Consider the following 18,331-nt stretch of genomic DNA (forward strand, 5'->3'; position numbering starts at 1 on the left):
GTTAGGAGTGAATAAGATTGAAATTTTTGTACGCAACAATATTACTGCTATCGTCTTCTTCGGTGTTTTCTTCGGAAGGCCCAAGAGACACTCTGAAGTTGTCCTCAGACGTAGAGAAAGAGATTTCAGGCGGGGAGGCAGGCAAAAATAAAGGAAATGTCAACATTAATCGGTCGACTAGGATCAAGTATCCGCAGTCAAGGAGAGTTTACGGTCGTGACTTCGAGTTAGAAAATGATTCTAGAGAAATGGGTAAAGATTTATCCTATGGCAAGAATGAAGACGCAGGAATTGCTGTAAATAATGAAGACGCAGGAATTGCTGTAAATAATGCCATAGAAATAAGGCGATCAGACAAAATACAGTACCCACAGGTTGATATGCTGGGCAAGACAAGAAAAAAGTCAGAAAGGGGTACTTGGTATACCATCAAAATTTATCCAAACCACAACAGTGACAAATTTAAAGGAATAAAAACAATAAACGCAATCAACAGAGAGATGAAAACACAAGTAAATAAAAATTTTGCTTTAATTGGTCCAATCTCAGAGGACAATCTAGGGGCGATAACAAAAACATTAGCGACAAGAGGATATAATGAGTTGGAGTACATAAAAGTTAAATAAGCTTAGATTTTTTTGATAAAAATTTCAAGATGCTATTCAGTTCATCGTCTACATTCTCGAAGTTTAACTTGTATTCCTCCTCTGTTAACCCCGCAAGCTCGTGGTTACGATAATGGATCCAAGCATTTACTTCTGTGTTTGAGTATTTGTTAACATAGTAATCAGGCTCATACTTCACATTCCCCCGTTCCTTATAATCATAAACAGCGATTTTAATGTTTTGACTATCTATCCCTCTATTTAAAACCTCTTCCCGCAAATGGATAATTGTACGTCCAGTATCAAAAACATCGTCAACAAACAACACATTATCCCCTGTTCTTAAATATTTGGGATCATAAGTCCAACCATCTATCATTATCCTTTTTTGGTCATTGCAAACATCGTAAGACCTTGCTACAACGGCAGCATAAAGAAGGGGCTTTTCAATCTTAATAAATTTAAAAAACTCGCTAATAATATTACCAAGATAAGCCCCTCCCCTTAAAGAGACATAGATAATATCAGGAATAAATCCATCTTTATATATTTTATAAGCAAGTTTAAATCCATTTACTCTTATTTCTTCATAAGAAATGAACTTTTTCATCAACACGGCCTCTTAAAATAACACTAACAACCTCTAGCCATACCAACCCGTTGATGCTACCTAAACCAAATAACATCACCTGCACAGTATGAGTATTTAATAAAATCCAAGGTTGACGTAAAAGAAACAATTTTTACGTCAACTCCTAAAAAAGTCTATTTAAAAAGATACTTTTACAGTTTGGCCACCCCTTAATACACTGTATGTATTTTTCCCAAACTCAATAGCATCATAAAAATCCCTTAAGCTCTTAATATTTTTTGAATTAACAGCCGTAATCACATCTCCTGTTGAAATCTTAGCATTTTTCTCTATGCTCTTATCAACATTGTCAACAACAACTCCGTTGATCCAATTCCTTAACCCAAGTTGTGCCTTAGCCTCACTAGTTAAAGGATAAACAACAAACCCCGGGACCAATTTACCGTTTGTTAAAATTTCCTTATCCTCGGGTCTCACGGCCAACACAACCTCTATTTTCTTCTTCTCGCCCTTCCTTAAAACCTCAATCTCAACCTTTTCGCCTGCATAAAAATCACTAAGATAATGAATAACATCCTGAGAAATACTCATTGCTACTCCATTTACTTTAAGCACTATATCGCCAGGTTTAAGTCCAGATTTTATAGCAGGCGAGCCCACATAAATGTTTACAATAATAGCAGACGAAATAGAATCATCCTCATAGCCTAAGCTTTTAAGAACCGCCATGTCCTTGTCTCTATAATTATAAAAAGAAACTCCAAGCCAAGCTGATTCGATATTCTTCCCACTCATAAAAGCATCTACAATATTTTTAGCGTTATTAATAGGAACAGCAAACCCAAGCCCAACATTACCCCCAGAAGGAGAAGATATCCATGTATTAATTCCAACAACTTCGCCTCTAATATTTACAAGAGGGCCTCCAGAATTTCCACGATTAATGGCTGCATCTGTCTGAATAAACAGATTCCTAGCCTTTAAATTGGGATTTGCTGATCGATGAAGTCCACTAACAATGCCTGCAGTTACCGTAAAACTAAATTGATGGGGACTTCCAACAGCTATGACCCAATCCCCCACCTCAAGACCATCGCTATCTCCAAGTTCAGCTATTTTAATTTCCGCATCATCAGCCTCAAAACTAATAAGTGCAAGATCCTTCTTATCATCTTTACCTACTAATTTTGATTTATAAGTTTTATTACCATAAGTCCCAATCTCGAATTCAATAGCTTTATCTACAACATGACTATTTGTAAGAACATAAAACAAATTTGATTTCTTAGAATCCTTCCCAATTATTATCCCAGATCCAGCCCATTTAGCTTTCCTCTCAATATTAAACCCTGGCATATCAAAAAAGAAAAAATGAAAAGGATCTCTTTCCTTAATCACTCCAGTAGCATAAACTTCCACAGTAGACGGCAAAATTTTCCTAGACGCTTTTCTAAAAGAATCTTGAAAAGACTGTAAAGCATCTCCTTTCTCTTGCGCAAAAACAATAGTATTCTTATCGGGTTTTAAATAATGTATTCCAATAAAAAATCCAATACTTAAGGCTAAAAAACTAACACAAAATATAGAAAAAAAATTTTTCTTCACTTAAACACCTCCATAATATTCAACCAAATCTTTTAAATAATTTTTTAACACTCATTAAACTTCACTTAAAATCAAAGGAGATCCATCTACAACAGCAACAGTGTGCTCAAAATGAGCAGAACAACTTAAATCAGACGCAAAAACCGTCCAACCATCTTCCTTAACAGAAATTTTATGATCACCTAAATTCACCATCGGCTCAATTGCTAATACCATTCCCTCCCGTATTCGAACATTCTTAAAAAAAGGAGCATAATAATTAGGCACACTAGGCTCCTCGTGTAAAGCAAATCCGACTCCATGTCCCGTATAATCTCTAACTATCCCAAACCCAAACGGTTTAATATAATTCTCTATAGCTCTTGAAATATCTAAAATGCGATTGCCAACCCTCATCTCAGAAATACCTCTATAAAGAGCCTCTTCTGTCACATCTAATAACTTACTAATCTCGGGCTTTACCTGACCCACCTTGAATGTCCTAGCCATGTCGCTATAAAACCCATCTAAAATAACCCCACAATCAATACTAACAACATCACCATCCCTAAGCTTTCTCAATCCTGGTACCCCATGAATGACCTCTTCATTTACAGAAGCACAAATGACTCCCTTAAACCCATTATACCCTTTAAAAGCAGGTTTAGCCCCTCTGCTAGCAATAAAATCACCAGCAATAAAATCAAGATCCTTAGTGCTCACTCCAGGCGCAACACTCCGCTCAACCTCCAAAAGAGTTTGCGCCAAAAGACTTGCCGATGCCTTTACCTTTTCAATATCCCCCCTACACTTTAACCTTACCCCCAAGTTCAATTCCTTTCCTTAAAAACTTCAATCATATTCATATAAATCTTGCTCTCATTAGTTTCATAAAAACTATGAGAAGTTAAAATGGCTTCTCGCCCCTTGTCAAACTCACCCAAATAAAGATAGTTAATTCCCCTCTTTAAATAAACCTTCGCCGCACTCTCTCGCTCTTCTAAACTCATCTTACTTTTATCATTAAGAGTAAAGGGCAGAAAAGAAATTGCCTTCTTAAAATAATCCTCAGATTCTTTATAATTCTTTTGATGAAGTTTCAAAATTCCAAAATTGTAATACACGCCATATAAGTACTTTTGCACTTGTTTCTCAAAAACTACCTCCTTTGAAAAATCCAAGTCTTTTTTAAGAAAATCATAGTAAAACCTATAGAAATAATACCAATCATGCTCCTTATCAACGGGCTTATAAATTTTGAAAAACAAATCCAAGTCCCTTAAATCAAAATGAAGAAGCAAATTCCAAGCCAAAAGCTGAGCAATATCGGAACTATAATTTGACCTATAAAAAAGGCGCCACAAAAAAGATTTTTTAGCCTCATAATCAAGGTTTGAATAATTTAATACAAAGTAAAGCTTAAAAAATAAAGGGTCGTCTTTATTTTTTCTTGCAATTTCATTCGCACTAAAATAATCATTAGCTTCAAAATATGTATTAGCTAAATAATAATTCATCATCTTACTATCTTTAAACTTACTATTTGCTTTGTTCAAATAAGTAATCGCTCTTTTAAGATCGTTCTCCTTCCTAGCAATAAATGCCAAGCCAAGATAAATCATCATACTGTAATCAGGAAATCTAGTATAAAGCTTTAAATATTCAGCCTTAGCTCTAAGAATATCACCCCTCTTAAGATATGCGTCCGCTAGTAAAAACATCAAATTCGGTTCGTTGTTATCATTAATAAGTTTAAGGTTAGCAATAGCAAAATCCAAATTACCAAGACCATAAGAAATATAGGCAAGTTCCCTAGCAAAATCTTTATCTTCCCCTATTTTTAAAAGTATCCTCTTAGCAGAAGATAAATCTTTGTTCTCTACGTACAAAAGCATCGCATTAATCAAAAAAGCATTATTCCTAAGACTTAAACCTAAGTTTTCGAAAGTAAAAGCATCCTTTTCTTTCGCTATTTTGACCAGAAAATCTTTAACATTTCCCAAATCATAATTTAAAGATAAGTCCCTAATAAAAGCTTCCTCATACAAACTCCTATATTCTTCATGCTCCATAAGATATCGCTTTGCAATGACACAAGCCTCTGTAACAGAACCTAATTTTAGCTTAGAATACACTTCAAGGGCCCTAAGCTTTAAATTCCCAGGCAAGCTTTTGACCCCTAAATCAACAACATCTCTCATTAGCGAATAATCCTTAGCTTTAAGAGAATAAATCTTTACTTGCTTGATTAAAGAAATCCATTTAAACTCAGTATCTGCATAAGATGCAGCTAATCTTACAGTCCATTCCGCACTATATAAATCATTCTTCAAAAGATGTTTATCAACTTCCGCAATAAGTTCATTAAAATCTCTCTTTCCCTTTAACATATACAAAACATACAAGTTTGAGTTAAGGTAAAGAACACCCCCTGAAAGAATGACTAAAAACACAAAAACAAACATCAATTTTTTACTTGCTTTCAAATGAGCTCTCCATATCCTTCAATAAGCCATCAAGGATGCCATTAACAAATTTATAAGAATTCCTACTTCCATACTTTCTGGCAATTAAAACGGCCTCATCTATTACGGCCCTCTTAGGTACTTCCAAATCTTGAAATTTAAGCGAAAACACACTCAGCCTTAATATAGCAAGATCCACCTTATCCATACGTTCCAACCGCCAATTAAGGGAAATATCACTGATCAATTTGTCAATAGACTCCAAATTTTCATAAGTACCATTAACTAAGACAGAATAAAATAATTTCAACTCTTCGATATCCAACACATCCTCAAGGCTAAAAATATCATAGATATCACCCCCTGAATTGCGATTAATATCAATACTGTAAATCTTTTTGAAAGCTAACTCTCTAGCCTTATACCTCAAGTCCATAACTAAATAGTAAACATTCTCTCTATTTTAAATCAGAATCCAAAATTTGCACATTTGCAGATTTATTAAGTTTATCGTACATCTCCTGCTGCACCCTAGCAACAATCTGTTGTTGCTGAGCATTAACCATATTATTCCTTATAGCATCCCTTACGGTCATATCTACATTAGGAGATATCTTATCCTTAAGCCCCAAAAACTTTTGAGAATATGTCTCAGTGACTTTAATTATATGAAATCCCTCTTTTGACGATATCGGGTGAGAAATATCTCCCTTCTTAAGAGAAAAAACTTCTCGAATAAAATCCATACCAAGTACATTTTGTGCATTCTGCTCACCCCTTGCCAAAAACCCAAGATCCCCATTCTTAGATTTAGACCCCTCATCTTCTGAATACTTCCTTACGGCTTCCTCAAAGGTAATCTTTTTTGTCTTTATCTGACTTGCAATATCCTTCGCCCTAGCAAGAACATCCGATCTCTTCTTATCCTTAGAAGTAAAGAAAACATGACTCACCCTTGCTATATCTGGATTAACAAATTTAGTCTTATTAGCCTCATAGTACTCTACCACATCTTTCTCGTCCGGGGTCTTTACCTCCGAAAACTTAGGCTGAGCAACTTTTAAAACCAATTTTTGAGCAGAAAGAGACCTCTTCATCGAAGACAAAAGACTACTCCAATTAGTACCCTGATTCTCTATCATCTGCTTAATCTGCTCATCCGTAAGAGTTGTAAGTCCAAATTGAGTTCTAATCGTTTGCATAACCTCCGACTCTTCAACTTTGATCCCCTGCTTTAACGCTTCCTGACCAAAAAGAATATCAGCTATTAAGACCTGCAAAACCTGCTTTCTCTCGGAGGTACTCAAATCCCTTCCCTGCGTCTTCTTCAATGTATTAACCCTAGAATCAAACTCTGTTTTAGTAATAATTTCATTACTGTGCAAATTAACAACCACAACAGGCGCATTTTGAGCAAAAGAACCTGTTCCCACCACGGCAACCAACAGAAAAGATAAAAAATCACGCATAAAACCAACCTTACATCAATAGTCAAGATTCTAGCAAAACATTAAATTTAAATCTAGTTTTAAAATAATTAAAATAACTTATCTATACAGGTAAGAAGCTATACCCTGGCCTCCTCCTACACAAAGAGATGCAATTCCTTTACGTTTGTTATTAATCTTCATAAGACGCGCCAAAGTTAATAAAATTCTTGCCCCACTAACCGCAAACGGATGTCCTATTGCAATAGCCCCCCCCTTAACATTAACAATATTATCTTTAGTACCATAATTCTCATACAAAGCTTTCAAAACAGTTAAGGCTTGAGCCGAAAAGGCCTCATTTGTCTCAATAAAATCAATTTCACTAGGAATTAAGCTAAATTTCTTTATGATCTCGTCAATAGCAAGATATGCCCCAAACCCCATATGAAGAGGGCTAAGCCCAACGCTCCTAAATCCCCCAACATAGGCTAAAGGTTCAATTCCCATTTTTTGCATAACATCGTCGCCCGCCAATATCAAAAAACAAGCTCCATCGTTTAAACTGGAGGAATTACCTGCAGTAATGGTACCCCCCTCTTTAAAGATTGGTCTTAAAGCTGAGAGCTTGTCTAGAGTCAAATTATCTCGTATCTCCTCGTCACTAGATATAGTACTCTTACTATTCGTTTTCTTATCAACAAGAGATAGTGGATATATTTCATCATCAAAATACCCACTATCTCTTGCCGCTCGCGCCTTCATATGCGAATTATATGCAAATTCATCCTGCATCTCTCTTGTAATCTCATGCATTTCCGCCAAATACTCTGCTGTAAGTCCCATAACAGTACCACTCAGAGTATCTACTAAAGCATCTTTATATATTGAATCCTCTATCTTAAAGTCTCCAAATTTTAAACCATCAAATCTCACACCTCTTGGCAAAAGATAAGGTGCATTACTTAAATCCTCAACGCCTCCAGCCAAAACAACATCACTATTACCAAGAGAAATAGCGTTAAACGCAAATTCTAAAGATTTAAGCCCTGAACCACAAACTTTATTTACGGTACAAGCAGGTATATTTTCACTCAAACCAGCCTTTAAAACAATTTGCCTAGCTATATTCTGCCCAAGCCCTGCAGATATTACACTCCCAACAACAACCTCATCCACTTCATCAATATTGTTTCTCCCAAGCAAAGCCTTAACAATGTCCGAGGATATACCAACAATATCCAAACCCTTCATTGCCCCCCCCAACTTAAAAATCGGTGATCTAAGTCCATCAACAATTGCTACTCTTCTCATTTAAAACCTCGAATAAAAATTTCATTCAATCATATAATAACAAAATATCATCATAAAAAACAAAGCTCAAATATTAATGTATAATTGGAAAAAGTCATTACAAATGCTCCTCCTTTATACCCAAATATGATATAATCTTCCGTTAGGTGTGCTCGGTAGGATTCGTGTAATTATACTAATGACAATATTGGCGGTTGATGCCCATCCTTACAATCATTCGATAAGATATAAAAATGACAGGGTTGACAAGTACCACTTTGAAACACTAAATGATGGCTTTGGATTCTCGTTTAGTGATTTCTTTGATGACCTTAGAAGTGGTTCTTTAATATTTACTTATGAATCAAAATATAGTTTCATAATAAATGCAGAGGCTCATATGTTAACCTTTAGAGGATACAAAGATGACCCAGAACAAGTTAGAAAAAGAGTTGATCTTTTCGAGATTGGCTTTATGTATTATTTCCCATTCCTAATGCAATCGGGGGAAAAATATTTTGGAGAAATTAACATAGGCGTCGGTATTAAAAATCTACTTTATGGAAACTGGGGCGGCAGATTGATGCAGCAATTGGTACACTTCGTATTAAGGCAAATGCGCCCATTTCCTGTAAATTATGAAAAATATAACTACAGGGGGTTCCTAAGTGCGGCATTAAGCTATTCCTATATGAGGTTCTTAAATTTTGAAACTTACATTGACTTGTCTTACTTTATGGATTATTTTTTCAAAACGAGTATCGGAATGGATCTTAAAAATGAAGTCATGGGGCTTGAAACTAGAATATTTTATCAGACTCAAAGTAAAATACGCAGCATAGAAACATATGCAAAAGTACAAAAGGCGGAAAACGGAATCGGAATCCAATACAGACTTTACTCCAAAAATTTTTTTACAACAAATAATCTTAATTTAATAAACTTTTCAAATAATGAAAATTTCTTAAGCGTCGGGGGCTTTGGTATATCCTTAACCCAAGAATATGAAAATAACTGGGAAAATGATTTTCATATTGACAACCAAAATTTTTCTTTCGGATATGAGCTTATGATTCCACTACAAATAAGAAGTTTGGTATATTACAAAATCATGCCTGAATTGGACTGTTACTTTGCTATTGCCACAAACTATGATATTGATATAGCCGAAACAAATAGTTTTGCAAGTAGATTCTCATCTGGAATAAAATACGCATTATTTACAAAAAATTTATTCACACTGTACGCGGGATCCGGGATATTTTTATCTTACAACAAGGACAACAAGGATATCAAATCCATTTACAGGCCTTTAAAACTAAGAGACACACTTCAACTGGGTCTTGAATTTGAACCTGGTATACTAGTAGAGGCATTTAAATACAACAAAGCAAGATACAATTTTAAAATATTTACAAAAATTAACTACTCCCCACTCGTTTATAACACAGGCACCAGCAGATTAGATAAACACAAACTAACCTTTCATTATATCGGAATCGGCGTAGAAATTAAAACATAAACCTCTCCACACTACTCAACATGGAAACCAAAATAAAATATATTTTAACAAAATCCTAGTATTCATTCTCGTTATCTTTATTGACAAAACTAACAACATGAGGCAAAAACAATATATCAACCCTACCCGTTGGCCCATTTCTATGTTTGGCAATAATAACCTGAGTTTGTGCTACTGGATTCTCCTCATTAACAGAATTGCTTTTTAAATCTTTGTCTCTGTGGAGTAATATAACAATATCAGCATCCTGTTCCAAAGCCCCTGACTCTCTTAAACTTGCAAGATTAGGTTCTCTACCCTCAGTATCTCTTGTAAGTTGAGACAGTGCAACAATAGGAATTTTAAGCTCCCTTGCTAGCTCCTTAAGCGCCTTACTAATTGAAGCCACTTGCTCATGCCTTGGAATATTTTTAGCCTCAAGCGAAACAAGGCTAATATAATCAATAAATATTATATCCACACCAGAAAACTTCTTAAGCTTCCTAGCTTGAGCCGCTAACGCCAACAAACTTATATTAGCAGTATCTGCTATATAAAGCTCAGCGTTACTAAGATCATTCGCTGCATTATTTAATGCCTGAATTTCACGCCCAGACAATATGCTATTTTGAACCTTAAAGCTATCAATATTTGCCCTAGAAGCCATTATTCTCTTTACTAAAGCATCTGAAGTCATCTCAAGAGAAAAAAAACCTACCTTACGCCTTTTGTCACTTCTTAATGCAATATTTGACGCAATATTTAATGCAAATGCTGTCTTTCCAACACTAGGTCGAGCACCAATAATAATAAAATCGCTATCTCTAAATCCTCCTATAAGAGCATCAACTTTCCTAAACCCGCTTAAAATTCCAAAATTAGATTCTTTAGTCTTCATGCTTCTCTCATATATTTCAGCGTGTACTCTCTCAACAATAGTTTTTGCATGATGCAAATTCTTACTATCATAATCTAAATCAATCGAGAGCACCTGTCTTTGCGCTTCTTCTATAAATTGGTCAACTTTCTTTGTAGAATCATTTGCCAAATCATTAAGTTCTCTAGAAATTTTAGAAACATCCCTTCTAATGCGATATTCCTTAATAATTTTTGCATGTGCATTTACTGTTTTATCTGTCGGAAGGTATGCAGACAAAAGACCTAAATAATCCTGAAATCCAGTTAAAGTTTTAAAATCACCCAAAATCTGAGACTTAGGAGTTAAAGCAGACACCTCCTCAAAAACAGTTATTGGATCAATGTTTTCTCTCTTATCATAAAGAGATAGCATAGCCCTAAAGATCATCTGATGTGTGTTATTATAGAAGTCATCCGACTTTAAATACAGGGAAGCTTCTTCCAACTTCTCAGGGTTATAGAATATACTAGAAATAACCGCCTTCTCCGCCCCATCATTAAAAAAAAGCATAGGAGTATTGCTCATGGAAGCCACAACTCACACCCTCTCTAAATTTCCTTTTCGACCTTCTTAACTTTCTTAATATTACTCTTCTGCTCTTCTTTTTTTATCTCAACCTTAATAGTAGAACTAATTCCCTCATAAAGCTTAATATTCACCTCATAGAGCCCAAAAGTTTTTAACATACCATGATGTATATCTATTTTTCTTCTCTCAATTTCAAATCCAAGCTTTAAAAGTTCATCAACAATATTTGAGCTATTAATGCTATGGAATAATTTTCCTCCCTCACTAGACTGCATCACAAACTCTAACTTAACAACATCAAGTTTCTCCTTAAGCTCAAGAGCCGCCCTTTTCTTCGTCTCCTGTCTCCTAAGTATCGCCCTTTTCTTTTGACTAAAAATATCAATGTTATGCTTATTTGAAAAAACAGCGAACCCCTTAGGCAATAAATAATTCCTTGCAAAACCGTCCTTCACATCAACAGTATCACCTTCTTTACCAAGATTGACAAAATCTTCCTTCAAAATTACTTTCATAATCTCTCCTCAACCGCCCACTATCTCTTCACAAAGGGGAGCAATGCCATATACCTAGCCTTTTTAATCTCTAATGCAAGGCGCCTCTGATGCTTAGCAGATGTGCCCGTAATCCTTCTAGGCAGTATCTTACCCTGTTCCGTAATAAATTTCCTAAGGAAATCAAATTCTTTAAAATCTGGAACTCTGTCCATATCGCAAAACTTACATGTTTTTTTCTTAAAAAACCTAAAATTAGGATTCTTCTTAAAACCATCCTGATGTCCATCAGACCTCGAATCTCTCTGATGAAATTCTCTATCCTTATACATAACTTATCCCCCTAAAAAGGTATATCTTCGTTAAAACTGTCATCAAAGTCAATATCCTTAAATGTATCTGTCTTCTTATATCCTTCAAACCCAGAACTACCAGTACTCTGAGTAGTAGTTGATGCTCCAAACATCTGAAGCTCATCTACTAAAACACTAATCTTACTTCTTTTATCTCCAGTGTTTCTGTCCTGCCAACTCTCATATTTCAAAGAACCACTTACCACGACCTGCTTCCCCTTCTTAAGAAAAGCACTAAGACTTTCTGCCCTCTTTGAAAATACAACACACTCAAAAAACTGAGCATGATCAATCCATTCATCATTTTTCTTCATCCTTCTGTTATTAGCCAAACCAAACTTAAGAATAGCCATACCAGTCTCGGTATATGTAAGCTCAGAATCCCTAGTAAGCCTGCCAGACAACACTAACGAATTAATATCTGCCATCTAAACTTCCTCAACATCGGCAACACAGGAATTAGTACTAGTTCCTGCCATCTCCTTTTCCCTATTATCCCTAAAATTCTTTCTCTTAAATTTCCTAGCGTTAATCTTTTTATTAGCCTTAATCAAAATCATGTATCTTAACAAATTTTTAACAAGCTTTAATTGAACTTCAAGTTCTCTTAAATTATCACCCTCCATTTTAAATTCCATTATCTCATACCTACCACGATCCTGCTTTTTAATGGGATACTCCAACGTCCTCTCCCCAAGAGAACTTTCAACAACATCACTAGCACCGAAAGCCATCAATTGTTTACGCACTTCCTCCAAGGCTGCCTTGTATTCGAGCTCTTCACTCCTAAACAAAAAGCAAGACTCATACTTTCTTATCATCCTAACTCCTTATGGTCTCATTCGCACCACAAATCCCCTGAGGACCTGCGGCAAAGGTTACCTAAGTAGTATATAAAAGTGTCTAAAATTTTTCAATATCGAGCGAAACCCTTTTAAAATAAATCTCCCAAAACAACCAACCTCCCCTCCCCATTCTTCATTAAATTTTCTAAACAAACTACAACCCGAGACACCTCTCCCCGAACACCCCCCGCTTTTTCAAGCCTTTAAAACAAAATTAAAAAGAGATTATGTCATATCTCAACAGTTTAACTGCATCCAACCCAAAGATTCTACTCATTCTCTTCTTCTTTAGTAAGCTTATATTGCTTTCCTGTCTGCCCTTTCTTCTCAAGCTTGTCATCTTCCTTCATTTCCATATAGGCTTTAATTCCTTGTTTCACATGATCAGATGCAACAACAACACTAGATCTGAAAAGCTTCCTAGGGGAATAATTTTCAATAGCTTGTTTTATATAATAAACATGAGTTCCATAAGAAATTCTAATTGTATTACCATTCGCAATAACGTTTAAAGCCCCTGTTTCATTAAGTAAATCGCAAGACACAAGTTCGGGACTAAACACCACAAATCTTAGATCCGTTGACACAATATCAAACTCCCGTATATTATCAAGACCCCCTAACCCTTGCACCATAAGGTGTGCCACTCCAATTCCTTCGACTTTCCCCTCATTGCCCCCAAAAAATGGTTCGTCAACACCAAAAATCTGAAAATCAAAATAATTATAAAGCCACTTAAAAGTAAAATAATACAAACCGAAAAAGGCAAACCCCAAGGGCAATGCATAAATCCAATTTGTCTTATCGTGCCCCTGCAATACCCCAAACATGCAGAAGTCAAAAAATCCAGTAGAAAACGTGGCCCCAATAGCAATACCAAAAACATTGGCAATCAATAAAGCAAGCCCTGTATAAATAGCATGCACAAAGTAAAGCAAAGGTGCCGTAAAAACAAATAAAAACTCTAAAGGTTCTGTAATTCCCATTAGAAAGGCAGTAAGAGCACCTGAGAAGAGAATAGAAGAGACCTTGCTATTTTCTTCACAAATAATCCCCTTATAAACTCCAAGAGCAGCTCCAGGCAGCCCAAACATAATAGAAAGATAGAATCCACCGCTATATCTGGCAATACCTGAATAAAATTTGGCAAGCTGTGGGTCGGACAACTGAGCATGAAATATATTTTGAATACCACCAACCGCTTGGCCATTAATCATTTCTGTTCCCCCTAAAGAAGTGAAATTAAAAGGAAATGTAAGAATAGAATGAAGCCCTAAAGGGACTAATATCCTGTTTAACACCCCATACAGGAAACTACCAAAATAATCAAACCTAGAAATAAGAAGCCCACAAGAAGTAATTATCTCATCAAGATTTGGCCAAACCAAAGAGAATATCATTCCTAAAAAAATACAAAAAGGAAACACCAACACGGGAACAAACCTGGGACCAGAAAAAAAACTAAAAGGCAATGGCAACTTAATCCCACAAAATCTATTGTGTAGATATCCAACTAAAAGCCCAACCGATAAAGAACCAAAAACACCCGTATTTAAAGTTTGAATACCAAGGAAATTGACTTGCCCGATGGAAGACATCAAGCCGGGCTCAGCAAGCTCTGAAAACATATCAAGAAAATAATTCCCAGTCACATTGAAAAGCAAATATCCAACAACCGCCGAAAGCGCAGCAGGACCCTTTTGGACTCTTGCTACTCCAACAGCAATACCCACAACAAGCAACAATGGAATATTTAAGGTAATAATATTACCCGCAACCCTCATAAGGCCTAAAGCACCTTGCAAAACAACATTATCGATATAAATCAAACTAGAAGGATTCGACATCGCAGACCCAATCCCTAGCATCAAACAAGAAATCGGTAAAATAGAAATTGGCAAACTTATTGCACTTGCAAACTTCTGTAGCTTTGCAAACCCAAGCACTCTTAAAAAATTTATCACTCCCTTCCTCTCCACTTGAAAACTTAAAGTAGTAATTGTATAACTTTTTTCCAAATTTGAGAAGGAAATTGTGTGCTAGAGGTAAACTTAATCTTATCCTAACCGAAACTTGCATGTTGATTTCCTGTTATTACTTGAATTATAATTTTTTTGCATTAATAATGCTGGTGGGGACGGGTTTAAATTTACAAAGAGTCGGAATAGAGGGTAGGTTTATGTTTCTGAAGAACGAAGGCCATGGGCCTTGTGTGTGTCAGGTACCTAGAAATGAGTTGTTTAGTGCGTTGTCCCACTTGTTTGGGGTTGTTTTGTCAATAATAGGGAGTACCGTCCTTATTACTCTGTCGGTTGCTTCAAGAAAGCAGTTTCATGCGCTGATATTTTTTGCTTATGGCCTTTCGATGATATTGCTGTACACAATGAGCACTTTTTACCATATTTGCCTGAAAGGAAGTAGGGTAAAGAAAATATTTAGGAAGCTTGACCATATTTCCATATTTTTATTAATAGCGGGTACTTATACTCCACCTTGCCTAATTCTCATACCCAATATTTATGGAAAGATGATTCTTTCGACTGTTTGGGGCCTTGCCATCCTAGGGATTATCTTTAAATCGGTGTACGTGAACAGTCCTGGCTGGGTTAATGGACTAATATTCATACTTATGGGGTGGCTGATTGTGTTTGGGATTAAGTTTATTTATAATGCCCTCCCTTTAAGAGGATTTTTGTGGCTGGTGCTAGGAGGGGTTCTTTACACAATAGGAGGCGTGGTGTATGCGATAAGTAAAAAATTCAATCCCATAGTAAGTATGAGGGTGCATGACGTTTTCCATATTCTAATATTGATGGCTTCTTTCTCCCACTTTTGGTTCATGCTAAACTATGTATTGCCTGTAGATTAAATCTATCTTAGAATGTTGCTTAAATCATTAGAGAGTCCCAGAATAAGGAGTCCCAATACTAGAAAAATACCGACGCTGTAAAGGCGGTAAATGGATTTCGCTTTAAATCTCCTTCCACGCAAGATCTCGATCAAACTGATAAAGATTTGCCCCCCGTCAAATATTGGAATTATAACAAAGAATAGGTTCATACCAGCAACTAGCAAATTAAAAACGGCAATGGTATTAAGCCAATACAAGACCCCAAAGGCAGAAGAACTAGAAAGAACACTAATAACCCCAACGGGACCCACAACGTTTTTAAAGTTTTTTTTAAAATTCGTTAACAAATCAAAAATAGAATACAGAATGTTACTTAAAATATCCAAAACTTTATTAAAAGAATTTACAATAGCAATCCCTAAATTGTCTGCCCTAACCAATCTTTCCAAGCGAGGCAAAAAATAAACACCTAAAATTTTATTCGTATCTTGAAATACCAATTTTGAAGTTAAAATTTCTCCATTTCTATCGTATTTAATCTCTGCTACATCAACATCGAGATTCATAATGCAATCTTGCAACTGCTTGTTATTATTTAAAATAACATTATTGATGCTTACTATCCTATCATTCTGCCTAATACCTGCAACTTCTGCTGGAGAATTTGGTTCAACTTTAGAAATAATAAGGTCCACCCAAGGAGCAATTTCCTTGAGAAATTTTTCTAAATTTAGATGCTCTTCGAAATCAATTTTCTCATTGTCTCTTAAAACTGTGAAAGCTGTTTTGGATTCCTCCACAGGAAGAACTTTCTTTAAATCGGAAAAAGAACCTACATCCTTTTTATTAACACTTAAGATAATATCTCCATCTCTAAATTCACTCAAACCATTATTACTTAAAACGGTTATTTTGCTAGGATAATCAAGAGATATAACTCCTATAGTATCTATTACAATAAAAATAATGAATGCCAAAATCAAATTAAAAAGAGGGCCTGCTAAATATATTAATATTCTCTTAAAATTGGAGATCCCAAAAAGAGAATCCCTGTCTGCTTCAATTTGCCTATTTAATTTAAGCTCATTTTCCAAATGCTCAGCTCCTTTAAGCTTGCAATACCCCCCCAAAAAAATCGGGGAAAATCTATATTCCGTATCCCTTACCTTAAATTTAAAAATGCTAGGACCTATTCCAATAGAAAAAACTTCAACCTTAACCTTAAAAAGCTTTGCAAATAAAAAATGACCTAACTCATGGATGAATATTATTAAGGTAAAACCCACAATACTAAGCAAAATATGCATAAATCTCTCCTAACACTTTATGATAGACACAAATAAAATATGGGACCTGCTAAAAGAAATGAATCAATTGAGTCAAGAGCACCTCCTCTGCCAGGAATAATATTTCCAGAATCCTTAACCGATGCACTACGTTTAAGCCCAGATTCAAATAGATCACCAACAATAGTAAAAAATCCCATTAAAATACCAAAAATTACAGCTTCTCCATAGGTTAAATTTATAACTCCCAAAAATACTACAACTAACGCAACAAGAACGGAAAATAATATTCCACCCAAAAATCCCATTATCGTTTTATTGGGACTAATAATAGTAGGCCTATAGCTATTCTTTCCCAAAAAGTAACCAACGAGATAGGCAAAAGTATCATTACCACTCACCATAGAGAAAAGTATTAGCAAAAGAACAGGAGCTTTTGGTAAAGTAGTAATAGCAACAATAAATGAAATTAAAATACCGGGATATATAAGTATAAAAACTATTGAAGTAGCCTGCGATAGAAAATTGACAATTTCATGTTCCTTAATGAAAGCCAAACTAACGATCCAGTTGCTAAAAATCAAAGTTATTACTAAATAAAATATTATATTGATACCTAAATCAAAAATATTAAAGTGTACATATGTTAAAACTGGAGGCGCTATTCCTAAAAAAAATGCTAAAGCGTTTGAAATAGAAGAAGACTTAACCTTCAGCAAATCATTAACTTCCTTTGCGGAAATCCCACTAAAAATAAAAATTAAAATATTGATAAATAAATAATCTTTGAACTCTAAAAATATTAAAAACAAAACCAAGGGCACAAAAAATAAAAATGTCCCAAGTCGCTTAATGAAAGCCAACCTTTTAGACTTAAGTTCATACAAATTTCTATCTCCCAAAATTTCTTTTCCTTTTTCTAAAGCACCTTAAGTCCTCATTATAAAGAGAAATAGAATATTCTGGCCATAAAATATTTGAAAAAATAAATTCGCAATAAGCAACTTTCCACAAAAGAAAATTACTTACCCTCATCTCCCCTCCCGTACGTATTAAAAGATCAAGTTCACGAAGCTCCGGATTGTCTAAAAATCTTGCAAATTCAATCTCACTTAAAGAATCGTATTTTAAATCACTCTTCAGGATTTTCCTAACTGCCCTAACTATTTCATTTCGACCACCATAATTAATGGCTAAATTTAAAACAAGTCCACCAAAATTTTTAGTAAAATCAACAGCAGCAACAATCGCTTCTCTTACTTTTCTTTCCAAAGCCCCAATATCCCCAGAAACTACTATCTTTATGCTATTTTCACTATAAAAAGCAAACTCAGATTTTAAGTAATTAGCAATCAAAAACATCAAATATTCTACCTCACTCTTATCTCTGTTCCAGTTTTCTGTAGAAAATACATAAAGGGACAAACATTTTATGCCTATTTTACTAGAATGTTGAACTATGTCCCTAGCTCTCCTCAAGCCTTCTTGATACCCCTCAAGTAAAGAAACGCCCCTCTTTAAAGTCCACCTCCTATTACCATCCATTATGATGCCAACATGCATAGGAAGAGAATGTCTATTCATAAAT

At 35.2% G+C, this 18,331-nt stretch carries 19 protein-coding genes; 3 read left to right on the forward strand and 16 right to left on the reverse strand.

Translation table 11 applies throughout. The features are described 5' to 3' along the window. The first annotated feature begins 17 nt into the window (after positions 1-17). Positions 18-626 carry a hypothetical protein gene (locus LSO06_RS00515; RefSeq protein ID WP_231760150.1) on the forward strand — a complete coding sequence of 203 codons (609 nt, stop codon included), beginning with the start codon at positions 18-20 and terminating at the stop codon, positions 624-626. Here LSO06_RS00515 and LSO06_RS00520 read toward each other — a convergent pair. The 7 genes from LSO06_RS00520 to LSO06_RS00550 all read right to left on the reverse strand — a co-directional run bounded on the left by LSO06_RS00520 (position 619) and on the right by LSO06_RS00550 (position 7,987). Beyond that, positions 619-1,215: a phosphoribosyltransferase gene (locus LSO06_RS00520; protein ID WP_231760151.1), complete on the reverse strand. Its 597-nt coding sequence runs from the start codon at positions 1,213-1,215 to the stop codon at positions 619-621. The two genes, LSO06_RS00515 and LSO06_RS00520, sit on opposite strands and share 8 nt — an antisense overlap. Before the next feature lie 159 nt (positions 1,216-1,374). After that, positions 1,375-2,802: a trypsin-like peptidase domain-containing protein gene (locus LSO06_RS00525; RefSeq protein WP_231760152.1), complete on the reverse strand. Its 1,428-nt coding sequence runs from the start codon at positions 2,800-2,802 to the stop codon at positions 1,375-1,377. Positions 2,803-2,856: 54 nt separating this feature from the next. Then, positions 2,857-3,609, reverse strand: coding sequence for a type I methionyl aminopeptidase (gene map / locus LSO06_RS00530; protein WP_231760844.1), 753 nt, complete (start codon positions 3,607-3,609; stop codon positions 2,857-2,859). Between the two features lie 2 nt (positions 3,610-3,611). Beyond that, on the reverse strand, positions 3,612-5,267 hold the full coding sequence (locus tag LSO06_RS00535; RefSeq protein WP_231760153.1) for a tetratricopeptide repeat protein: 1,656 nt from the start codon (positions 5,265-5,267) through the stop codon (positions 3,612-3,614). Next, entirely contained in the window at positions 5,254-5,682 is a 429-nt protein-coding gene (gene nusB / locus LSO06_RS00540; protein ID WP_231760154.1) for a transcription antitermination factor NusB, read from the reverse strand. The genes LSO06_RS00535 and nusB overlap by 14 nt, the downstream gene beginning before the upstream one ends. A 22-nt stretch (positions 5,683-5,704) precedes the next feature. After that, positions 5,705-6,715 (reverse strand): peptidylprolyl isomerase, encoded by a 1,011-nt coding sequence (locus tag LSO06_RS00545; protein ID WP_231760155.1) that lies wholly within the window; start codon positions 6,713-6,715, stop codon positions 5,705-5,707. Between the two features lie 78 nt (positions 6,716-6,793). Then, a complete protein-coding gene (locus tag LSO06_RS00550) occupies positions 6,794-7,987 on the reverse strand; it encodes a thiolase family protein (RefSeq protein WP_231760156.1) in 1,194 nt (397 codons plus the stop codon). Positions 7,988-8,165: 178 nt separating this feature from the next. On the opposite strand from LSO06_RS00550, the gene LSO06_RS00555 reads away from it, so the two are divergent. After that, positions 8,166-9,488, forward strand: coding sequence for a hypothetical protein (locus LSO06_RS00555; protein ID WP_231760157.1), 1,323 nt, complete (start codon positions 8,166-8,168; stop codon positions 9,486-9,488). Positions 9,489-9,543: 55 nt separating this feature from the next. On the opposite strand, the gene dnaB is transcribed toward LSO06_RS00555, so the two are convergent. The 6 genes from dnaB to LSO06_RS00585 form a co-directional block, all read right to left on the reverse strand. After that, positions 9,544-10,911 carry a replicative DNA helicase gene (gene dnaB, locus LSO06_RS00560; RefSeq protein WP_231760845.1) on the reverse strand — a complete coding sequence of 456 codons (1,368 nt, stop codon included), beginning with the start codon at positions 10,909-10,911 and terminating at the stop codon, positions 9,544-9,546. 23 nt (positions 10,912-10,934) lie between these two features. After that, on the reverse strand, positions 10,935-11,429 hold the full coding sequence (gene rplI, locus LSO06_RS00565) for a 50S ribosomal protein L9 (protein WP_231760158.1): 495 nt from the start codon (positions 11,427-11,429) through the stop codon (positions 10,935-10,937). 20 nt (positions 11,430-11,449) lie between these two features. After that, positions 11,450-11,740 carry a 30S ribosomal protein S18 gene (gene rpsR / locus LSO06_RS00570; RefSeq protein WP_231760159.1) on the reverse strand — a complete coding sequence of 97 codons (291 nt, stop codon included), beginning with the start codon at positions 11,738-11,740 and terminating at the stop codon, positions 11,450-11,452. An 11-nt stretch (positions 11,741-11,751) separates the two neighbouring features. Then, on the reverse strand, positions 11,752-12,189 hold the full coding sequence (locus LSO06_RS00575; protein WP_231760160.1) for a single-stranded DNA-binding protein: 438 nt from the start codon (positions 12,187-12,189) through the stop codon (positions 11,752-11,754). Continuing rightward, positions 12,190-12,582, reverse strand: a complete 393-nt coding sequence (gene rpsF / locus LSO06_RS00580; protein ID WP_231760161.1) for a 30S ribosomal protein S6 — start codon at positions 12,580-12,582, stop codon at positions 12,190-12,192. Positions 12,583-12,875: 293 nt separating this feature from the next. After that, complete coding sequence (locus LSO06_RS00585) at positions 12,876-14,570, reverse strand: PTS transporter subunit EIIC (protein WP_231760846.1); 1,695 nt, start codon at positions 14,568-14,570, stop codon at positions 12,876-12,878. 215 nt (positions 14,571-14,785) lie between these two features. Between LSO06_RS00585 and trhA the strand changes: the two genes are divergently transcribed. Further along, complete coding sequence (gene trhA, locus LSO06_RS00590) at positions 14,786-15,475, forward strand: PAQR family membrane homeostasis protein TrhA (RefSeq protein WP_231760847.1); 690 nt, start codon at positions 14,786-14,788, stop codon at positions 15,473-15,475. A 2-nt stretch (positions 15,476-15,477) separates the two neighbouring features. Here trhA and rseP read toward each other — a convergent pair whose 3' ends face one another. Genes rseP through uppS form a run of 3 tightly spaced genes read right to left on the reverse strand, consistent with a single transcriptional unit; the run spans position 15,478 to position 18,327 of the window. Continuing rightward, positions 15,478-16,764 (reverse strand): RIP metalloprotease RseP, encoded by a 1,287-nt coding sequence (rseP, locus tag LSO06_RS00595; RefSeq protein WP_231760162.1) that lies wholly within the window; start codon positions 16,762-16,764, stop codon positions 15,478-15,480. Positions 16,765-16,781: 17 nt separating this feature from the next. Further along, on the reverse strand, positions 16,782-17,630 hold the full coding sequence (locus LSO06_RS00600; protein ID WP_370639790.1) for a phosphatidate cytidylyltransferase: 849 nt from the start codon (positions 17,628-17,630) through the stop codon (positions 16,782-16,784). Positions 17,631-17,634: 4 nt separating this feature from the next. Next, a complete protein-coding gene (gene uppS / locus LSO06_RS00605; protein ID WP_231760164.1) occupies positions 17,635-18,327 on the reverse strand; it encodes a polyprenyl diphosphate synthase in 693 nt (230 codons plus the stop codon). Positions 18,328-18,331: the final 4 nt, after the last annotated feature.

The sequence above is a fragment of the Borrelia sp. RT5S genome (genome assembly GCF_021165755.1).
In the GTDB taxonomy this organism is placed as follows: Bacteria; Spirochaetota; Spirochaetia; order Borreliales; family Borreliaceae; genus Borrelia.

What these genes read in the sequence shown, in the direction of transcription:
- LSO06_RS00520 (WP_231760151.1), bottom strand. Translation starts at nt 1,215, where the DNA reads ATGAAAAAGTTCATTTCTTATGAAGAAATAAGAGTAAATGGATTTAAA.
- nusB (WP_231760154.1), bottom strand. Translation starts at nt 5,682, where the DNA reads ATGGACTTGAGGTATAAGGCTAGAGAGTTAGCTTTCAAAAAGATTTAC.
- LSO06_RS00545 (WP_231760155.1), bottom strand. Translation starts at nt 6,715, where the DNA reads ATGCGTGATTTTTTATCTTTTCTGTTGGTTGCCGTGGTGGGAACAGGT.
- LSO06_RS00550 (WP_231760156.1), bottom strand. Translation starts at nt 7,987, where the DNA reads ATGAGAAGAGTAGCAATTGTTGATGGACTTAGATCACCGATTTTTAAG.
- LSO06_RS00555 (WP_231760157.1), top strand. Translation starts at nt 8,166, where the DNA reads ATGACAATATTGGCGGTTGATGCCCATCCTTACAATCATTCGATAAGA.
- dnaB (WP_231760845.1), bottom strand. Translation starts at nt 10,911, where the DNA reads ATGAGCAATACTCCTATGCTTTTTTTTAATGATGGGGCGGAGAAGGCG.
- rplI (WP_231760158.1), bottom strand. Translation starts at nt 11,429, where the DNA reads ATGAAAGTAATTTTGAAGGAAGATTTTGTCAATCTTGGTAAAGAAGGT.
- rpsR (WP_231760159.1), bottom strand. Translation starts at nt 11,740, where the DNA reads ATGTATAAGGATAGAGAATTTCATCAGAGAGATTCGAGGTCTGATGGA.
- LSO06_RS00575 (WP_231760160.1), bottom strand. Translation starts at nt 12,189, where the DNA reads ATGGCAGATATTAATTCGTTAGTGTTGTCTGGCAGGCTTACTAGGGAT.
- rpsF (WP_231760161.1), bottom strand. Translation starts at nt 12,582, where the DNA reads ATGATAAGAAAGTATGAGTCTTGCTTTTTGTTTAGGAGTGAAGAGCTC.
- trhA (WP_231760847.1), top strand. Translation starts at nt 14,786, where the DNA reads ATGTTTCTGAAGAACGAAGGCCATGGGCCTTGTGTGTGTCAGGTACCT.
- rseP (WP_231760162.1), bottom strand. Translation starts at nt 16,764, where the DNA reads ATGCATATTTTGCTTAGTATTGTGGGTTTTACCTTAATAATATTCATC.
- uppS (WP_231760164.1), bottom strand. Translation starts at nt 18,327, where the DNA reads ATGAATAGACATTCTCTTCCTATGCATGTTGGCATCATAATGGATGGT.